This window comes from Spiribacter aquaticus, assembly GCF_007625215.1.
Classification (GTDB): Bacteria; Pseudomonadota; Gammaproteobacteria; order Nitrococcales; family Nitrococcaceae; genus Spiribacter; species Spiribacter roseus.
Genome location: NZ_VMKP01000003.1, coordinates 134,743 through 152,838, shown reverse-complemented (window position 1 = coordinate 152,838; position 18,096 = coordinate 134,743). Strand labels below are relative to the sequence as shown.

The 18,096-nt window shown below is 67.3% G+C and carries 23 protein-coding genes and 1 tRNA gene; 14 read left to right on the top strand and 10 right to left on the bottom strand.

Features of this window, described 5'->3' with window-relative positions:
• Nucleotides 1–211: 211 nt before the first annotated feature.
• Complete coding sequence (locus tag FPL11_RS07220) at nucleotides 212–1,396, top strand: S1C family serine protease (RefSeq protein WP_144348024.1); 1,185 nt, start codon at nucleotides 212–214, stop codon at nucleotides 1,394–1,396.
• Here the strand turns inward: FPL11_RS07220 and hisD are convergent.
• From hisD to FPL11_RS07180, 8 genes are read right to left on the bottom strand one after another with little or no spacing between them, the layout of a single operon-like run.
• Entirely contained in the window at nucleotides 1,384–2,685 is a 1,302-nt protein-coding gene (gene hisD, locus FPL11_RS07215; RefSeq protein ID WP_144348023.1) for a histidinol dehydrogenase, read from the bottom strand. The genes FPL11_RS07220 and hisD overlap by 13 nt on opposite strands.
• A gap of 5 nt (nucleotides 2,686–2,690) precedes the next feature.
• Nucleotides 2,691–3,335 carry an ATP phosphoribosyltransferase gene (gene hisG, locus FPL11_RS07210; RefSeq protein ID WP_110882930.1) on the bottom strand — a complete coding sequence of 215 codons (645 nt, stop codon included), beginning with the start codon at nucleotides 3,333–3,335 and terminating at the stop codon, nucleotides 2,691–2,693.
• Nucleotides 3,328–4,608, bottom strand: coding sequence for a UDP-N-acetylglucosamine 1-carboxyvinyltransferase (gene murA / locus FPL11_RS07205; protein WP_144348022.1), 1,281 nt, complete (start codon nucleotides 4,606–4,608; stop codon nucleotides 3,328–3,330). The genes hisG and murA overlap by 8 nt, the downstream gene beginning before the upstream one ends.
• A 4-nt stretch (nucleotides 4,609–4,612) precedes the next feature.
• Nucleotides 4,613–4,855, bottom strand: coding sequence for a BolA family protein (locus FPL11_RS07200; protein WP_110882928.1), 243 nt, complete (start codon nucleotides 4,853–4,855; stop codon nucleotides 4,613–4,615).
• Entirely contained in the window at nucleotides 4,855–5,172 is a 318-nt protein-coding gene (locus tag FPL11_RS07195) for an STAS domain-containing protein (RefSeq protein WP_110882927.1), read from the bottom strand. Before FPL11_RS07195 ends, FPL11_RS07200 begins: the two co-directional genes overlap by 1 nt.
• A complete protein-coding gene (gene mlaD / locus FPL11_RS07190; RefSeq protein ID WP_235011841.1) occupies nucleotides 5,169–5,621 on the bottom strand; it encodes an outer membrane lipid asymmetry maintenance protein MlaD in 453 nt (150 codons plus the stop codon). The genes FPL11_RS07195 and mlaD overlap by 4 nt, the downstream gene beginning before the upstream one ends.
• 32 nt (nucleotides 5,622–5,653) lie before the next feature.
• Nucleotides 5,654–6,430: a lipid asymmetry maintenance ABC transporter permease subunit MlaE gene (gene mlaE / locus FPL11_RS07185; protein ID WP_110882925.1), complete on the bottom strand. Its 777-nt coding sequence runs from the start codon at nucleotides 6,428–6,430 to the stop codon at nucleotides 5,654–5,656.
• Complete coding sequence (locus FPL11_RS07180) at nucleotides 6,427–7,242, bottom strand: ABC transporter ATP-binding protein (RefSeq protein ID WP_144348020.1); 816 nt, start codon at nucleotides 7,240–7,242, stop codon at nucleotides 6,427–6,429. Before FPL11_RS07180 ends, mlaE begins: the two co-directional genes overlap by 4 nt.
• Nucleotides 7,243–7,362: 120 nt before the next feature.
• On the opposite strand from FPL11_RS07180, the gene FPL11_RS07175 reads away from it, so the two are divergent.
• The 13 genes from FPL11_RS07175 (at nucleotide 7,363) to mgtE (ending at nucleotide 16,857) form a co-directional block, all read left to right on the top strand.
• Nucleotides 7,363–8,331 carry a calcium/sodium antiporter gene (locus FPL11_RS07175; protein WP_412549248.1) on the top strand — a complete coding sequence of 323 codons (969 nt, stop codon included), beginning with the start codon at nucleotides 7,363–7,365 and terminating at the stop codon, nucleotides 8,329–8,331.
• Between the two features lie 11 nt (nucleotides 8,332–8,342).
• Nucleotides 8,343–9,317 carry a KpsF/GutQ family sugar-phosphate isomerase gene (locus FPL11_RS07170; RefSeq protein ID WP_110882922.1) on the top strand — a complete coding sequence of 325 codons (975 nt, stop codon included), beginning with the start codon at nucleotides 8,343–8,345 and terminating at the stop codon, nucleotides 9,315–9,317.
• A complete protein-coding gene (gene lptC / locus FPL11_RS07165) occupies nucleotides 9,318–9,875 on the top strand; it encodes an LPS export ABC transporter periplasmic protein LptC (protein ID WP_144348018.1) in 558 nt (185 codons plus the stop codon).
• Nucleotides 9,859–10,377: a lipopolysaccharide transport periplasmic protein LptA gene (gene lptA / locus FPL11_RS07160; protein ID WP_144348017.1), complete on the top strand. Its 519-nt coding sequence runs from the start codon at nucleotides 9,859–9,861 to the stop codon at nucleotides 10,375–10,377. The genes lptC and lptA overlap by 17 nt, the downstream gene beginning before the upstream one ends.
• A 5-nt stretch (nucleotides 10,378–10,382) precedes the next feature.
• The gene (lptB, locus tag FPL11_RS07155) at nucleotides 10,383–11,114 is read left to right on the top strand and encodes an LPS export ABC transporter ATP-binding protein (protein WP_110882919.1); all 732 of its coding nucleotides are present in this window, start codon (nucleotides 10,383–10,385) and stop codon (nucleotides 11,112–11,114) included.
• Nucleotides 11,115–11,175: 61 nt separating this feature from the next.
• Nucleotides 11,176–12,645 (top strand): RNA polymerase factor sigma-54, encoded by a 1,470-nt coding sequence (locus tag FPL11_RS07150; protein ID WP_144348016.1) that lies wholly within the window; start codon nucleotides 11,176–11,178, stop codon nucleotides 12,643–12,645.
• 23 nt (nucleotides 12,646–12,668) lie between these two features.
• Nucleotides 12,669–12,995, top strand: coding sequence for a ribosome hibernation-promoting factor, HPF/YfiA family (gene hpf / locus FPL11_RS07145; protein ID WP_110882917.1), 327 nt, complete (start codon nucleotides 12,669–12,671; stop codon nucleotides 12,993–12,995).
• A gap of 5 nt (nucleotides 12,996–13,000) precedes the next feature.
• Nucleotides 13,001–13,477 (top strand): PTS sugar transporter subunit IIA, encoded by a 477-nt coding sequence (locus FPL11_RS07140; protein WP_144348015.1) that lies wholly within the window; start codon nucleotides 13,001–13,003, stop codon nucleotides 13,475–13,477.
• On the top strand, nucleotides 13,474–13,944 hold the full coding sequence (locus FPL11_RS07135) for an HPr kinase/phosphorylase (RefSeq protein WP_144348014.1): 471 nt from the start codon (nucleotides 13,474–13,476) through the stop codon (nucleotides 13,942–13,944). The genes FPL11_RS07140 and FPL11_RS07135 overlap by 4 nt, the downstream gene beginning before the upstream one ends.
• Complete coding sequence (gene rapZ, locus FPL11_RS07130; RefSeq protein WP_144348013.1) at nucleotides 13,935–14,783, top strand: RNase adapter RapZ; 849 nt, start codon at nucleotides 13,935–13,937, stop codon at nucleotides 14,781–14,783. Before FPL11_RS07135 ends, rapZ begins: the two co-directional genes overlap by 10 nt.
• Nucleotides 14,780–15,208 (top strand): PTS sugar transporter subunit IIA, encoded by a 429-nt coding sequence (locus FPL11_RS07125; RefSeq protein ID WP_144348012.1) that lies wholly within the window; start codon nucleotides 14,780–14,782, stop codon nucleotides 15,206–15,208. Before rapZ ends, FPL11_RS07125 begins: the two co-directional genes overlap by 4 nt.
• Complete coding sequence (locus tag FPL11_RS07120) at nucleotides 15,195–15,482, top strand: HPr family phosphocarrier protein (RefSeq protein WP_144348011.1); 288 nt, start codon at nucleotides 15,195–15,197, stop codon at nucleotides 15,480–15,482. Before FPL11_RS07125 ends, FPL11_RS07120 begins: the two co-directional genes overlap by 14 nt.
• A gap of 19 nt (nucleotides 15,483–15,501) precedes the next feature.
• Complete coding sequence (gene mgtE, locus FPL11_RS07115; protein ID WP_144348010.1) at nucleotides 15,502–16,857, top strand: magnesium transporter; 1,356 nt, start codon at nucleotides 15,502–15,504, stop codon at nucleotides 16,855–16,857.
• A 6-nt stretch (nucleotides 16,858–16,863) separates the two neighbouring features.
• Here mgtE and FPL11_RS07110 read toward each other — a convergent pair.
• A tRNA-Met gene (locus tag FPL11_RS07110) sits at nucleotides 16,864–16,940 on the bottom strand.
• Nucleotides 16,941–17,000: 60 nt separating this feature from the next.
• Nucleotides 17,001–18,092 carry a redox-regulated ATPase YchF gene (ychF, locus tag FPL11_RS07105; protein ID WP_144348009.1) on the bottom strand — a complete coding sequence of 364 codons (1,092 nt, stop codon included), beginning with the start codon at nucleotides 18,090–18,092 and terminating at the stop codon, nucleotides 17,001–17,003.
• Nucleotides 18,093–18,096 lie beyond the last annotated feature (4 nt).

The following is an 18,096-nucleotide window of genomic DNA, read 5'->3' as shown; positions in this document are numbered from 1 at the left end:
GAGCAGCATCGTCACCGGGGGCCGGGCGGCCCGCTGAGCGCGCACAATCGGACACTGTCCGCAATGGCGGTAGAATCCCGCATCGAGCGTCCATCGTCAAGATCGGCGGGCCCCGACGACTGCGCCCAACGCCCTGTCCGAACGCGCCGCGGACAGCGCTTTGGGTGTATCATCGCAGTTTATTCATGGAGTGCTGGACCGGATAGCGCGCATGGCCTTCAAACGTTTTACTCGTTTTGTCACCAGTTATGTCCTCGTCGGGGTGATTGTCGCCATCACCGTGGTCTGGCTGGCACCGGAACTGCTCGGCGGCCGTCCCGCCGGTCCCACGGCCATTAGCGGCGAGGATGCCGCCCGCGCTGATCCGCGTCCGTCATCGGCCGATGGCCAGCGTTTCAGCTACGCGGATGCCGTCGAGGTCGCGGCCCCCTCGGTGGTCAACATTTACACCGCATCGCGCAACCCGGATCCGCGCAATGTCTTCCTCGACTCCCCGGCCCTCGATGAGCTGCTTGGCGGCATGACCGCGCAGGAGCAGGAGCGGCTTGATACGTCGCTGGGATCGGGCCTGCTGGTCAATGCAGCCGGACAACTGCTCACCAACCACCATGTCATCCGCGGCGCCGCCCGCATCCAGGTCATGCTGGCCGACGGCCGAAACGCCCCGGCGCGGGTCATCGGCACCGATCCGGAGTCGGACCTGGCCGTTCTGCAGGTCAATGCCGACAACCTCCCGCATGTCCCGCTGGCGGACGGGCGCGAGACCCGCGTCGGCGATGTCGTGTTCGCCATCGGCAATCCGTTCGGGGTCGGGCAGACCGTCACCCAGGGGATCATCAGTGCCCTCGGCCGCAGCGAGGTCGGACTGACCACCTTCGAGAACTTCATCCAGACCGATGCGGCGATCAACCCGGGTAACTCCGGCGGTGCGCTGATCAACGCGCGGGGTGAGGTGATCGGGATCAATACCGCCATTTTCAGTGACAGCGGCAGCTCGACCGGCATCGGCTTCGCCATCCCCGCGGACCTCGCCCAGGCGGTACTCACCGACATCGTCGAGAACGGCCGCGTCATCCGGGGCTGGATCGGTGCCCAGATCCTCCCCAATCAGGGGCGCAGCGGGTTGCGTATTGCCGCCGTGCTGCCGGGCGGGCCCGCGGACCGCGCCGGCCTTGCATCGGGGGATGTCATCGAGACCGCCAACGGCGAGCCGGTGCGCACGGTTCAGGGACTGCTCAGCTGGATCACCGAACAGGCGCCGGGGCGTGAAGTCATCCTCAACGGCCGGCGCGACGGCGAGACCCGGCGCTGGGAAGTGGAGATCGCCGAGCGGCCCACCGACCTCAACGGCGATGCTCCACAGCGCCCACCGCAACCCGAGGGTCAGTCGCGGTAGCGCATCTCCGCTGACCGCGCGTGCGCAGTGAGGCCCTCACAGCGTGCGAGCCTGGCGGCAATCGGCCCCAGCACGGCGGCTCCATCAGCGGTGCACTGCACCAGGCTGGTGGTCTTGCAGAAGTCATAGACGCCCAGCGGCGAGGCGAAACGGGCGGTGCGCGAAGTGGGCAGTACGTGACTCGGCCCGGCACAGTAATCGCCGAACGCCTCGGGGGTGTACCGGCCCAGAAAGATCGCCCCGGCGTGGTGGATGGATGCCGCCAGCCGTTCAGGCTCGACCACGGACAGCTCAAGATGCTCGGGAGCGATCGAGTTGGCGACGTCCGCCGCCTCGGCCAGATCGCGCACGCAGATCATCGCCCCGCGCCGGGCGAGCGAGGCACGGATGATCTCCGAGCGTTCCATATCGGGCAACAGGCGTTCCATGGCGGCCTGGACGTCATCCAGATAGCGCGCCTCGGGGCAGATCAGCAGCGCGCGGGCATCCTCGTCATGCTCGGCCTGCGAGAACAGATCCATGGCCGTCCATTCCGGATCGGTCTGGCCATCGCAGACAATGAGGATCTCGGACGGACCCGCCACCATGTCGATGCCGACATGGCCGAATACCCGTCGCTTGGCCTCGGCCACATAGGCATTGCCCGGGCCGACGATCTTGTCCACCGCCGGTAGCGTCTCCGTGCCATAGGCGAGCGCCGCGACGGCCTGGGCGCCACCCAACAGAAACAGCCGGTCCACGCCCGCCACGGCCGCCGCCGCCAGCACCATGGGTGCGATATGCCCGCCCGGTGCCGGGGCCACCATGATGATCTCTTCGACGCCGGCGACGTGGGCCGGAATCGCATTCATCAGCACCGAAGACGGATAGGCTGCCTTGCCACCGGGCACATAGATCCCGACCCGCTCGAGTGGCCGCACCTGCTGGCCAAGCCGGCTGCCGTCCGCTTCGGTCTTCTCCCAGTCGGCCTGGCGCTGGTGCAGGTGATAGTGGCGGATCCGCGCCGCGGCGGTCTCCAGGGCATCGCGATCGGCGCGCTCGAGGCCCTCCAGCGCCGCCTGGCACTGCGCGGCATCCACCTCGAGCTCGCTGACGGATTCCACCGCCAGCCCGTCAAGGTGCTCGCTGTAGTAACGCAGCGCGGCGTCGCCCTGCCCGCGGACCGCGGCGAGGATCTCCGCCACGGCTGATTCCACGCCATGCGTGGCACCATCATCCCAGTCGGTGAGCGAGCGCAGCTGCTGCTCGAAGTCGGGCTGTGTCGTGCTGAGGCGCTGTATTTCCACCATGCGATTCACCTGTCGGCGCGTGTGGCCGCCGTCTCGGCAATCCGGCCGATCAGCGGTTTGAGTTCGCGATGTCTGAGCTTCATCGACGCCTTATTGACCACCAGACGGGCACTGATATCCGCGATGGTCTCGAGGGGCTCGAGGCCGTTGGCCCGCAGGGTGTTGCCAGTGTCGACCAGATCCACGATCAGGTCGGCAAGGCCCACCAGCGGCGCCAGCTCCATCGATCCATAGAGCTTGATCAGATCCACCTGACGGCCCTGTTCGGCGAAGTGGCGCCGGGTCATGTTGACGAACTTGGTGGCCACGCGCAGGCGCTGCCCGGCTGGCACTCCGCCGGGATGACCCGCCACCATCAGGCGGCAACGGGCGATCCCCAGATCCACCGGCTCATAAAGCCCGTGGCCGCCCTGCTCCATGAGCACATCCTTGCCCGCGACGCCCAGATCCGCCCCGCCATGGGCGACGTAGGTCGGCACGTCCGTGGCGCGCACGATGATCAGGCGGACGCCGGGATGGCTGGTGGGCAGCACCAGGTTGCGACTGCGCTCCGGGTCCTCCAGTGGCTCGATACCCAGCGGGCTCAGCAACGGCAGGGTCTGTTCAAGGATGCGGCCCTTGGAAAGCGCCACGGTAAGCTGTTCAGTCATGGTTCGGAACGCTGTCTCCCGGCATGCGGCGGATATCGGCGCCCAGCTGCGCCAGCTTTTCTTCGATGCACTCGTAACCCCGGTCGATGTGGTAGATGCGGTCGACAAGGGTATCGCCCGCGCTCACCAGTCCCGCCAGCACCAGGCTGGCCGAGGCGCGCAGGTCGGTGGCCATCACCGGTGCGCCGGTCAGCCGCTCGATGCCGTGACTGATGGCGGTATGGCCCTCAAGGCGGATGTCCGCGCCCATGCGCTGGATTTCCTGGACATGCATAAAGCGGTTTTCGAAAACGGTTTCCGTCACCATCCCGACGCCCTCCGCGACCGCATTGAGCGCACAGATCTGGGCCTGCATGTCGGTGGGGAAGGCCGGGTAAGGCGCCGTGCGGACGGTGACCGCGCGGGGCCGGCGACCCTGCATGTCGAGATGGATCCAGTCATCCCCGACAGTGATGTCCGCGCCACTCTCACGCAGCTTGGCGATCACCGCATCGAGCAGGTACGGCGCGGTATTGCGCAGATGGACCCGGCCCCCCGTCATCGCGGCGGCCACCAAAAAGGTTCCGGTCTCGATCCGGTCGGGCAGCACGTTGTAGTGAGCGCCCTGCAGCCGCTCGACGCCGTCGATGACAATGGTGTCGGTGCCGGCGCCGCTCACCTGCGCGCCCATGGCGTTGAGGCAGTTCGCCAGATCCACCACTTCGGGCTCGCGGGCGGCGTTCTCGATCACGGTGCGCCCTTCGGCAAGGGTCGCCGCCATCATCAGGTTCTCGGTGCCGGTGACGGTCACCAGATCCATGACCAGACGCGCCCCCTTGAGACGCTCGCAGCGCGCGCGGATGTAGCCGCCCGCCACTGAAATATCCGCGCCCATCGCCTCGAGCCCCTGGACGTGCAGATTGACCGGACGCGTCCCGATGGCGCAGCCGCCGGGCAACGAGACCTCGGCCTCGCCATAGCGCGCCAGCAGCGGCCCCAGCACCAGAATGGAGGCACGCATGGTCTTCACGAGCTCGTAGGGGGCGTGGCAGTTCTCGATGAAGCTGGGGTCGATTTCCACCCGCATGCGCTCATCAACCGTCAGGCGCACCCCCATGCGCCCGAGCAGCTCCATGGTGGTGGTGATGTCATGCAGATCGGGGATGTTGCCGATCACCGATGGCCCGTCCGCCAGCAGGGTCGCCGCCATGATGGGCAGCGCGGCGTTCTTGGCCCCCGATATGCGGATGTCACCATCGAGGGGCCGTCCCCCGCGGATCAGCAGTCGTTCCACCGGCTCAATCCTGTTCGGCCGCGGCCTGCGCCGGGGTCAGTGTTCGCATCGAGATGGCATGCAGCACGTCGCTGTCGATGTGGGTCTGGAGCAGGTCGTAGACCATGCGATGCCGCCGCAGCAGCGGGATGCCTTCAAAATCCGGGCTCACGATCCGCGCCTGAAAGTGCCGGCCGTCGCCCACGACTTCGACATCGGCCTCGTTCAGGCCCGTCTGCAAAAGCGCCCGAATGGCTTCCGGTTCCATCATTGCCCTGTATTCCCCGCATCTGTCGCCTGAAAGCCCAACAGTGTATCAACCGAACTGATCCGCGCGAGCCGCAGGAGCCCTTCCGGCACACCCACCAGCTCGAGCTGGCCCTGATCGGCGTTGAGAAGCCGCTGCCACTCCACCAGCAGCGCCAGCCCGGCACTGTCGACCTGGCGCACCCCGGTCAGATCGACCCGGTGGACGCCGGCGGCGACCGGCAGTGTGCCCAGCAGGTCCGGCACGGTCCGCGCGGTCAAGTCGCCGTCAATGCCCAGCGCCTGGGGCGCGGTTCCCGTGATCTGCGCCGGTGTCACTGGGCGTCTCCGCTGGACTGCTCGTAGAGAAACTGACCGACAATCTCTTCAAGGACCAGCGCCGACTGCGTCAGCGTGATCTCGTCACCCGGCCCCAGCGAGTCGGGCATGCCGCCGGGCTGCAGCGAGACGTACTGCTCGCCGAGCAGCCCCGATGTGCGCACCCGCGCTGCCGTATCACTGGGCAGATCGTCATACTCCGAATGGATGGTGAGCTCGACGCGCGCCTCGAACCGGCCAGGGTCGAGGGTGATCGCACTGACCCGCCCGATCTGTACGCCGCTGAGGCTCACCGGAGCGCGCTCGCGCAGACCACCGACATTCTGGAAGTAAGCCTCCACCGTGTAGCCCTCAGTGCGCTGGAATGCGGTGATGTTGCTCACCTGCATCGCCAGCACGAACGCTGCGGCCAGGCCGGCGGCCACGAAGGCGCCGACCGCAATTTCCATCGTTCGGGAATTATCCACCGGACAAACCTCCGTCAGTCGAACATGAGTGCCGTCAGCACAAAATCAAGCCCCAGCACGATCAGCGATGTCACCACCACCGTGCGGGTCGTGGCCCGGCTCACACCATGGGAGGTGGGCCGGCAGTCGTAGCCATTGAACACCGCGATCCAGCCGGCCACCACGCCGAACAGCACGCTCTTGATCAACCCGTTCAGGATATCGTCGGAGAAGCTGACCTGGGACTGCATCTGCGACCAGAACGACCCACCATCCACGCCCAGCAGATTGACGCTGACAAGCCAGGCGCCGGTCACGCCGAGGACATTGAAGATCAGCGTCAGCAGCGGCAGTGACAGGATCGCGGCGGCCAGTCGCGGCGCGATGACGCGATGCTCGGGATCCACCGCCATCATCTCCATGCCGGCGAGCTGTTCGGTGGCCTTCATCAACCCGATTTCCGCCGTCAGCGCCGAGCCGGCCCGGCCGGCGAACAGCAGTGCGGTGACCACGGGGCCCAGCTCGCGGGTCAGTGACAGCGCCACCAGAACACCCAGCGACTGCTCGGCGCCAAAGTCCACCAGGGTGTAATAGCCCTGCAGGGCCAGCACCATACCCACGAAAAGCCCCGAGACGATGATGATGACCAGCGTCAGCACGCCCACCGAGTACATCTCGCGAACCAGCAGACCGGGGCGTCGGACCAGCTCGCCCGAGCCCCGCAGGACCCGCAGCAGAAACAGCACCGCCCGGCCGAGTGTGGCCGCCGTCGCCAGGGTTGAGCCCCCCAGCTGCTGGAGCATGCCGATCATCGATCCGCCCCGCGGAGATCCTCGGCAATGGGAGGCGCCGGGTAATGGAATGGCACCGGCCCGTCGGGCAGCGCATTGAGAAACTGATCCACCCAGCGGCTTTCGCTATGCCGCAGCGCCTCGGGCGTCCCCGACGCGATCACCTCGCCCCCGGAGATCACATAGGCCCGGTCGGCGATGCGAAGGGTCTCGTCGACATCGTGCGAGACCACCACGCTGGTCAGCCCGAGCGCATCATTGAGCTGCCGGATCAATTGCATCAGCGCGCCCATGGAGATCGGATCCTGACCCGCGAAGGGCTCGTCATAGAGGATGATCTCGGGGTCAAGCGCCAGCGCCCGCGCCAGCGACACGCGTCGCGACATACCGCCGGAGAGCTCGCCGGGATAAAGGTCGCGGGCCCCGCGCAGGCCGACGGCCTCAAGCTTCATGAGCACCACCGTGCGGATCAGCATCTCCGGCAGGTCGGTGTGCTCGCGCAACGGGAATGCCACGTTCTCGAAGCAGGTCATGTCGGTGAATAGGGCGCCACTCTGGAACAGCACCCCCATGCGCCGGCGCAGCCGGTAGAGATCACGCCGCGAGAGCTGATCAACCGCCTGCCCGTCGACGGCGACGCGCCCGGCGGCGGCCCGCAGCTGACCGCCGATCAGGCGCAGCAGCGTGGTCTTGCCCGTTCCACTGGGCCCCATGATCGCCACGACCTCACCGCGCCTGACCTGCAGGTCGACGCCGTTGAACAGCCGATTGCTGCCGCGGCTGAAGACAACGCCGCTCAGATCGATCAGGGCCTCGGACTGGGTAACTGGCATGCGGATCGCTTCGCTGATGTCGGTGCGATGAGGAATGCCGGGAGTATCCGTCAAGCCATAAAGGCGGTCAAATGCGATACTTTGTGCCGTTAAACTTGTCATGGAAGGGCCTGCATGCTGATCGCCGCGCTGCTTGTCGTCATCGCCGCCGGATTCGTCGCCCTCGCCTGGAGCGCCGAGCGATTCGTCGACGGCAGCTCGGCACTGGCCCGCCAGCTGGGTGTCTCCAGCCTGCTGATCGGTCTGACGGTGGTCGGCATCGGCACGTCACTGCCGGAAATGCTCGTCTCGGCCATTGCCGCCATCGACGGAACCCCCGGCATTGCCCTGGGCAATGCGCTGGGATCCAACATCGCCAATGTCGGCCTGATCCTGGGGACCACCGCCCTGGTCAGCCCGCTGGTCATAAGCTCCGGAATCCTCAGGCGCGAGATCCCGCTGCTGATGCTGGTGGTCGTGGCCACCGGCGCGCTGCTGGCGGATGGGGCGCTGTCCCGATTCGATGGGGTGGCACTTCTCGCCGGCATGCTGGCTGTGCTGACCTGGATGGCCTGGCAGGCCCGGCATCCGGAGCGCGGCGATGCCATGATCGCGCGCGAACTGGAATCGGCAGTGCCCGAACCCCTTCCGCTCGCCCAGGCGCTGCGCTGGACGCTGCTGGGTCTGGTGCTGCTCATCGCCAGCTCGCGCCTGCTGGTCTGGGCGTCGGTGCTGCTCGCCGGCCAGCTGGGGGTCAGCGACCTGATCATCGGATTGACCATCGTCGCCATCGGCACCAGCCTGCCCGAGCTCGCGGCAGGCCTCGCCAGCGTGCGGCGTGGCGAGAGCGAGCTTGCCGTGGGCAACATCATCGGCTCCAATCTGTTCAACCTGCTCGCGGTTCTGGGCATCGCCGGGGCGATCGCGCCATTCGCCTTTGATCAGGGGGATCTGGCGCGCGATTACGGGATCATGACCGGCTTCATGCTGGCCATCCTGGTCGTGGGCTATGGCCTGGGCAGGCGCGGCCGCCTGGGCCGATGGGAAGGCGGGCTGCTGGTGGGTGCGTACATTGCCTATCAGGCCCTGCTGTTCTTCAGTCACCGTTAAGAGCGAGAGCAATGACCGCCGATACCGATTTCTGCCGCCTGGGACAGGCTGTCATCGACACGGAAACCGCCGCCCTGGCCGCACTGCGCGATCGCATCGATGCCACCTTCGCCCATGCCTGCCGAATCCTGCTGGCCTGCAGCGGCCGGGTGGTGGTGCTGGGCATGGGCAAATCGGGGCACATCGCTGGCAAGCTGGCGGCAACACTGGCAAGCACTGGCACGCCGGCGTTTTTTGTCCATCCGGGCGAGGCCGGACACGGCGACCTGGGCATGCTGGCCGCCGGCGACTGCGTGATCGCCCTGTCGAACTCAGGTGAAACCGAGGAGATCAACGGCCTGCTCCCCGCCATCAAACGGCGCGGGCTGGACCTGATCGCCATCACCGGGCGGCCCGGCTCGACCCTGGCCGAGGCCGCGGCCGTCCATCTCGATGCCGGCGTTGACGCCGAAGCCTGCCCGCTGGGACTCGCGCCCACCGCGAGCACCACGGCGGCGCTGGCCATGGGCGACGCGCTGGCGATCGCACTGCTCGACGCGCGCGGCTTCACCGCCGAAGACTTTGCCCGCTCGCACCCCGGCGGCCGGCTCGGCCGGCGGCTGCTGCTGCGCATCGACGATCTCATGCACACGGGCACGGCGGTGCCCGCCGTGGGGCCGGACACGCCCATGGCGGACGCGCTGCTCGAAATGACCCGCAAAGGGCTCGGCATGACCGCGATTGTCGATGCCGATCAGCGGGTCACCGGCATCTTCACTGATGGCGATCTGCGCCGCGCCCTGGATGAGGGGGTGGACGTGCATGCCACCCCGATCGCCACGGTGATGACGCCGGCCCCGCGCTGCGTCGAAGCGGCGCAGCTGGCCGCCGAGGCGCTGGCGCTGATGGAGCGGCACAGCATCAACGGCCTGCTGGTCAATGACGCGGAAGGCCGGCTCACGGGCGCGTTGAACATGCACGATCTGCTGCGTGGCGGCGTGGTCTGAATGCGCCGCCGAGTGGTCATGCTGCTGGCGCTGGCCCTGGCCGCCCTGCTCGGCTGGCGGCTGTTTGGCGCGGGTGGCGACCCGGATGCGGTCAGGACGGTGACGGACCCCCGCCTGGATGCCTATGCCCGCACGGTTACACTGACCACCACCAATGCGGACGGCGCGATCAGCTGGCGGGTACGATCACCCGACGCGCGCCACAACCCGCGGGAAGGCAGCTGGCGCCTCGTCTCCCCGGACTGGCGGGTGGAGACGGATCGGGGCCCGCCCTGGCGGGGCCGCTCGAACCATGGCTGGATCGGTGATGACGACACCCGTGCCCGGCTGCGCGGCGATGTCGTGATGACGCGCCAGACCGCCGAGGGTCGGACCCGGCTGACCACCCAGCGACTGGATGCAAGAATCCCCGAGCGTTACGCCGAGACGGATCAGCCCGTCACAATGACCCGCCCCGGGCTGCGGGTGGATGCCGTCGGCGCACGGGTATGGTTTGCGCAGGAGCGCCTTGAACTGCTGGATGATGTAGAGGGAGTGTACGATGCGGCTTCACCCTGAGCGACTCTGGATCGGCGCCCTGCTGGCGCTTGTGGTGGCAGTGCCGGTCGCGCATGGCCAGGACGGCGATGGGGCGTCCGCCCCGCCACCGGTGGAGCTGGTGGCCGACCGCGCCGAGGTTGACGAGGCCGAGGGCATCAGCGTGTATCGCGGCGACGTCGTGCTGACGCGCGGCACCCTGCGCATCACCGGCGACGTCATGCGGGTATTCAGCAATGGCGCGGGCGAGCTCGAGCAGGTGACCGTGGATGGCACCCCGGCCACCTATCGCGAGACCGTGGCGGATGCCGCCCCGCGACGGGCCGAGGCACCGCGGATGGAATACTTCGTCGCCGGCCCCGAGCGGCTGATCCTCAAACAGGGCGGACGCCTCTGGCAGGGCGACAACACAGTCACCGGACGCACCGTCACGCATTACCCCGAAACCGCCCGTACCGTTGCCGAGAGCGGCGCTGACGACGACGAGCGCGTCAATGTCAGCGTCAACCCTGCGACGGACTGACCGGCATGGCGCGCAACCAGCTCGAGGCCCGCGGGCTGTCAAAAACCTATCGCGGACGCTCAGTGGTGGATGGGGTCTCCATCGGCCTGCAGAGTGGGGAGATCGTCGGTCTGCTGGGCCCGAATGGAGCCGGCAAGACCACCAGCTTTTACATGATTGTCGGCCTGATCCGGGCGGACGCCGGGGTCATCCGGCTGGATGGCGATGACATTGGCAGCCTCCCCATGCATGCCCGGGCGCGGCGCGGGATCGGCTACCTGCCGCAGGAGGCATCGGTGTTCCGGCGGCTGTCGGTGCTCGACAACCTGCTCGCCGTGCTCGAGACCCGTGACGGGCTGTCACGCCAGGCACGGCTTGAGCAGGCGGAGGCACTAATGGAGGAGTTCGGCATCGGGCATCTGCGTGACCAGGCCGGGATCAGCCTGTCGGGCGGCGAGCGACGGCGCGTTGAGATTGCCCGGGCGCTGGCAGCCGATCCGCGCTTCATCCTGCTGGACGAGCCCTTCGCCGGCGTTGATCCGATCTCGGTGGGCGACATCAAGGGCATCGTCCGACACCTGGCGGAGCGCGGTATCGGCGTACTGATCACCGATCACAACGTCCGCGAGACGCTGGCCCTGGTCGACCGTGCCAGCATCCTCAACGCCGGCCGGGTGATCGCCGACGGGACCCCCGGCATGATACTCGACAACGCCGAGGTGCGGGCGGTCTACCTGGGCGAGGACTTCCACCTGTGAGACTGGCGGGCGCCGGACAGCCGGCGTTACGCTATCCAGACCAATTCGCACGCGGGGAACAATGAAGCAGTCGCTTGAACTTCGGGCCAGTCAACAGCTCACCATGACGCCCCAGCTGCAGCAGGCGATCCGGCTGCTGCAGCTGCCGGCGGCCGAGCTGGCGCTCGAGATCCGCGAAGCGCTCGAGTCCAACGTCATGCTCGAGCCCGAAGACGACACCGATCACGCCGTCGCAGCCGCCGCGCCCGAGGGGACGACGCCGGCCACCCCCGATCCGTCGGAAGAGCGTCTGGGCTCGAACGCCACCGACGCCACCGAGCTGGGCGAGGGCATGGCGGTCTCCGAGCACTGGGATGACACCGGTCATAACGGGCCAGCGGGCGCCACGGCGGAAGGCGACGGCGGCAGCGACTTTCTCGATCGCCAGGCGGCCCCCGCCGATTCGCTGCGCGATCACCTGCAGTGGCAGGTCGATCTGTCCAGCCTGGGCGCGACCGACCGCCAGATCGCCGCCGCACTGATCGACGCCCTGGACGAGCGCGGGCATCTGGCCGAGCCGGTCAGCGAATTGCGGTCCGCCCTCGACGCCGATGTCGACGCCGACATCGACGAGGACGACATCAACGCCGTCCTCACGATCCTCCAGCACATGGACCCGATCGGCATCGGCGCCCGTGACGCCCGCGAGGCACTGCAGATCCAGATCGACGCCATGCCGCCGGACACGCCCGGGCGCCAGACCGCCCGCCAGGCCATTGAAGCCGACTGGTCACTGTTCAGCCCGGGCCGGCAGGTCGCGCTGCGCGAGCACCTGAAGGTCGACCAGGAACAGCTGGACCTGGCCCTGTCGCTGATCCGCCGACTCGACCCCCATCCCGGATCGCGATTCGGCGAAACCCGCACCGATTACGTCGTCCCCGACTGTCGGGTGCGGCGGGTCAACGGCCGCTGGCAGGTCGAGATCAACCCCGAGGCTTCGCCCCGGGTGCGCATCAACGACTACTACGCGAGCCTGATCCGGCGGGGCGACAGCAGCCGTGACAACAGCCTCCTGCGCGATCACCTGCAGGAGGCACGCTGGCTGATCAAAAGCCTGGAGTCGCGGCGCGACACGCTGCAGCGCGTGGCCGAATGCGTCGTCGAGCGCCAGCAGGCGTTTCTGGAGTATGGTGAAGAGTCGATGCAGCCACTGGTGCTGCGCGATGTCGCCGAGGCCATCGACATGCATGAATCGACCGTATCGCGGATCACCTCGCGGAAATACATCCTCACGCCCCAGGGGACGCTGGAGTTCAAGCATTTTTTCTCGAGCCATGTCCCGACGGCCGACGGCGGTGAGTGCTCGGCGACGGCCATTCGCGCGCGCATCCGCCGGCAGGTGGCGGCAGAGGATCCGGCCAGGCCACTCAGCGATTCACGGCTGACCGAGACGCTGCGTGGGGAGGGCATTCACGTGGCGCGGCGAACCGTGGCCAAATACCGGGAAGTCATGGGGATCGCATCGTCAACCCAACGCAAACGGCTACGCTGAAGAAGAAAACATAAGGGGAAATCATGAAAATCGACATCACCGGCCATCACGTCGATGTCACCAACGCGCTGCGTGACTACGTCGACGAGAAATTCCAGCGCCTCGAGCGCCACTTTGATCATGTCGTCGACGTCCATGTGATTCTGACCGTCGAGAAAAAGACCCGTAAGGCGGAGGCCACCCTGGTGGTCAGCGGCGCCCGGCTGTTCGCCGAGTCCACCGCCAGCGAGATGTATGCCGCCATCGACCTGCTGGTCGACAAGCTGGACCGCCAGGTCGTCAAGCACAAGGAAAAGCGCAGCGACCATCATCCGGAGCAGGGACGCGTCGGCGATAATCTGGAACCCTGAGCACTATGGAGCTTACCCGACTGCTGTCGGTGACGCGCACGCAGTGCGGGGTCGACGTCACCAGCAAGAAACGCGCCCTGGAGCGCATGAGCGAGCAGCTCATGGCCGATACCCGGGCGGGCGGCGACGCCACGCGCGCCATCTTCGAGGGGTTGATCGTGCGTGAGCGTCTGGGCAGCACCGGACTGGGGCGCGGGGTGGCACTGCCCCATACCCGCAGTCCCGATATCGAGACCCCGCGTGCCGCCCTGGTCCGTCTGAATACACCCATCGCCTTCGACGCCGCCGACAGCCAGCCGGTGGATCTGCTGCTCGCCCTCCTCGTGCCTGAGCACAGCAACGATGAGCATCTGCGCATTCTCGCCCGGCTCGCGGAGCTGTTTCGCGACGAACACCTGTGCACGCGGCTGCGCCAGTGCCGCAGCGACGCCGAGCTCTACGCCACCATGACCGGCAGCGACGACGGGGCGCCCGACGCATGAGCCAGATCCCCGGGACGCTGATGCGGGTCAACGGTGTGGGCGTCCTGATTCGGGGCGAGGCGGGCATGGGCAAGAGTGACACCGCGCTGATGCTGCTGCGCGCAGGTCATCAGCTGGTGGCCGATGACGCCGTGATGGTCATACGCCGCGGTGACCGGCTGATCGGCCGGGCACCGGACGCCGGTCGCGGGCGGCTGTGCCTGCGCGGGCCGGGGATCATTGAGGCCGGGGATCACTTCGGCACCGGTGCGGTGGCCGACTGGTCACCCATCGACTGCGCCATCGAACTGACCCGGGCCCGGCGTCGGGCAAGCGCCACGGCGGACTGGCAGACCCTGACGATCCACGGCATCGGCCTGGCCCAGCTGGCGCTGTCGCCCGAGCGGCCGGTCGCGGCGATCATCGAGCTTGTGGCAGTGACCGCACCGCGGCCCTGGCGGGTCCCGGAGGCCAGCGCATGCGACTGATCATCGTCAGCGGCCTGTCCGGATCGGGCAAGAGCGTCGCCCTTGCCACCCTGGAAGACTCGGGCTTCTACTGCATCGACAACCTGCCGGTGGATCTGCTGGATGCATTCGGTCAGCACATTGCGATGAGTGGCGAGGAGGCCGACTACGCCGTGGGCATCGATGCACGCAACCAGCCCGCATCGCTGAGTCGCTTTCCCGGCATCCTCGACGCCATCGCCGCCCACGGCCTGGACACCGAAATCGTCTTTCTGGATGCGGATGACGCCACCCTGCTCAAGCGCTTCTCGGAAACCCGCCGCCGCCATCCGCTGAGCGGGCCGGATATCCCGCTGAATGAAGCGATCAAGGGGGAACGTGCCCGCCTCGTCCCGCTCCACGAGCGTGCCGATCTGACCGTGGACACCTCGCAGACCACGTTGCATGAACTGCGCCAGATCATTCGCAGCCGACTGGCCGAATCGCGCACGCATCTGTCGGTGCAGCTGGAATCATTCGGCTACAAGCACGGCACCCCCACCGACGCCGATTTCGTCTTTGACAGCCGCTGCCTGCCGAACCCGCACTGGCAGCCCGCCCTGCGGCCGATGACCGGGCGCGACCGGGCCGTGGCCGACTTCCTGGCCGACAGCCCGCTGGTCGCCCGCTATCTCAAGCAGATCCAGGGGTTCATGGATGACTGGCTGCCGGTCTTCGAGGCCGAGAACCGCAGCTATCTGACCATCGCCATCGGCTGCACGGGGGGCCAGCACCGCTCGGTCTATCTGGTCGAGGCGCTGGGTGCCCACCTGCGCGAGCACGCCACCGCCGTCACCGTGCGGCACCGGGAACTGCCATGAGCGCCGGGCTGCTGCTTGTCACCCATCCGGGAGTCGGCAAGGCCCTGCGGGAGACCGCCGAAGGGATTCTGCCGCGGCTGCCGCTGGCCATCGCCACCCTCAGCCCGGGCCCCCATGACCCGCCGGAGACCACCCTCGGTCGGGTCGAGGCGGCCGCGGCGGGCGTGGACAGTGGTGACGGGGTGCTGATCCTCACGGATGCGTTCGGCGCCACGCCGGCCAATATCGCCATCGCGGTGGCCCGCGGACAGGGCTATCCGGTGATCACCGGCGTCAATCTGCCCATGCTGCTGCGTGTGCTCAATTACCCGGAGTTATCGCTGGAGTCGCTGGCGCGTATGGCGTTGGCGGCGGCCCGTGATGGTATCCTCGAGGCCGTGGCGCCGGCCGTTGACCCGCCCGGAGCGAATCATGGCGTCGGATGAGACCCTTCACCGACGCCGCGTGCAGATCGCCAACCGGCTGGGGCTGCATGCCCGGGCAGCGGCCCGCTTCGCTGCCCTGGCCGGTGAGTATGCCGCCGAGATCCAGGTCAGCCACCAGACCCACACCGCCAACGCCAAGAGCATCATGGGCCTGATGATGCTGGCCGCCGGCCAGGGCAGCGACATTGAACTCCGCGCCCGCGGCGATGATGCGCAGGCGGCACTGGAGGCCATCGCCGCGCTGATCGCCGACGGCTTCGGCGAGGCCGACTGAGCCCGGACAGGAACATTCCATGGTCGAAGAGCGCGAGCAGAAACAGGGCCGGATCGCCGAGACGGTCACCGACCTCCTGCAGGATGGGACGGTCCCCGAGGCCCAGCGCATGCTCAACGCGCTTCATCCCTCGGAGATCGCCAATCTCCTGGAATCCTTCCCCACCGCCCAGCGCAAAGTCCTCTGGGAGCTGGTGGATGAGGAAATCGGCGGCGAAGTGCTGCTTCAGGTCAACGACGAGGTGCGCGGCGGGCTGATCCGCGAAATGGACGATCGTGAGCTCCTGGCCGCCACCTCCGGCATGGACATGGACGATCTGGCCGATTTCATGCAGGACCTGCCGAGAACGCTCACCGGCGAGATCCTGCGCTCGATGGACAACCAGAACCGTCAGCGCCTCGAGGCCGTCCTGGCCTACCCCGAGGACAGCGCCGGCGGTCTGATGAACACCGATACGGTGACCGTGCGCCCGGACGTCAGCCTCGACGTGGTTTTCCGTTACCTGCGCATGCGCGGCGAGATGCCCGAGCTGACCGATCATCTGTTCGTCGTCAGCCGCTATGATCATTTCCTGGGGATCCTGCGCGTCAGCGATCTGCTGACCCGTGACCCCGCCGGCCGGGTCGAGGACCTGCTGGATACCGAGGCCGTCGTCATCCCGGCCGAGATGTCGGATCGCGAAGTGGCACGCATGTTCGAGGACCGCGACCTGATCTCGGCGCCGGTACTCGACGGCCGCGGCCGTCTCATCGGGCGCATCACCATCGACGACGTGGTCGACGTGATCCGCGACGAGGCCGAGCAGTCCATCCTGAGCATGGCGGGTCTGGGCGAAGAAGAAGACCTGTTTGCGCCGGTCTGGTCCAGCACCCGGCGGCGGGCCGGTTGGCTGGGACTGAACCTGGTGACGGCGCTGCTGGCCGCTTATGTGATCGGTCTGTTCGAGGGCACCATCCAGGAAGTGGTGGCGCTGGCCGTGCTGATGCCGGTGGTCGCCAGCATGGGTGGCATCGCCGGCACACAGACCCTGGCGCTGGTCATCCGCGCCCTCGCGCTGGGCCAGATCGCACCGCGTAACAGTCGCGCGCTATTGCTCAAGGAACTGGGGATCGGGCTGCTCAACGGCCTGCTCTGGGCGGCGGTTCTGGCGGGTGTTGCGCTGCTGTGGTTCGGCCGGCCGACCATCGGCATCATCATCGCCGCGGCCATGACCATCAACCTGGGCACGGCGGCCGCTTCCGGCGTGCTGGTGCCCCTGGTGCTCAAGCGGTTTGGCATCGATCCGGCCCTTGCCGGCGGCGTCATTCTGACCACTGTCACCGACATCGTCGGTTTTACCGCCTTTCTGGGGCTGGCGACGCTGTTTCTGCTCTAGAGAAAGTGGTGGCTACGGGTGGATTCGAACCACCGACCCCATCATTATGAGTGATGTGCTCTAACCAGCTGAGCTACGTAGCCTGATCGGAAGACCGCAGAGTATCCGGTGATCGGGGGGTGGCTGTCAAACCCCGCCATGCCTCAGACGTTGAAGCGGAAGTGGCAGACATCACCGTCCCGCATGATGTACTCCTTGCCCTCGAGACGCATCCGCCCGGCTTCCTTCGCCGCCTGCTCGCCGCCCGCACTCAGGTACTCGTCGACGGCGATCACCTCGGCGCGGATGAAGCCACGCTGGATGTCGCTGTGGATGCGACTGGCGGCCTCGGGGGCAGTGGCCCCCTCCGTTACCGTCCAGGCCCGCACTTCCTTGGGGCCAGCGGTGAAGAACGTCTGTAGCGACAGCAGCGCGTAGCCCGCGCGGATGACGCGGTTGAGGCCCGGCTCATCAAGATCATAGGCGGCCAACAGCTCGTTGCGCTCATCCTCGTCAAGCTGCGAGAGCTCGGCCTCGATCGCCGCGCACACCGGCACCACGCGGGCATTCTCGCGGGCCGCCAGCTGCTCGAGCTGGGCCAGCGCGGCATTGCCGCTCAGACCCTCTTCATTGACATTGGCGACGTAGAGCACCGGCTTGGCGGTCAGCAGGTGCAGCTCACCGAGCACCTCCCGGCCACTGTCATCCAGCGTCTGCGCGCGGATCGGCTCGCCGGCATCAAGGCCTTCCGCCATGGATCGCAGGGCGTCACGCATCGCGATCGCGGTCTTGTCGTTGGACTTGGCGCGGCGGCCGTAACGGTCAATGGCCTTATCAACGGTTTCCATGTCCGCGAGCAGCAGTTCGGTGTTGATGGTCTCGATATCGGCGACCGGATCCACCCGACCCTCGACGTGATGAACATCGTCGCTTTCAAAACAGCGCACCACATGGGCGATCGCATCCGTCTCGCGGATGTTGGCGAGGAACTGATTGCCAAGCCCCTCCCCGCGCGACGCACCCGCCACCAGACCGGCGATATCGACGAACTCCATGGTGGTGGGGACGACGCTTTTCGGCTGCACCAGCGCAGCCAGCCGATCCAGGCGCGGATCCGGCACCGGCACGATGCCGACGTTCGGGTCGATGGTGCAGAACGGATAGTTCTCCGCCGGGATCCCGTTTTTGGTCAGGGCGTTGAACAGGGTCGACTTGCCGACATTCGGCAGACCCACGATGCCGCACTTAAAGCCCATGGAT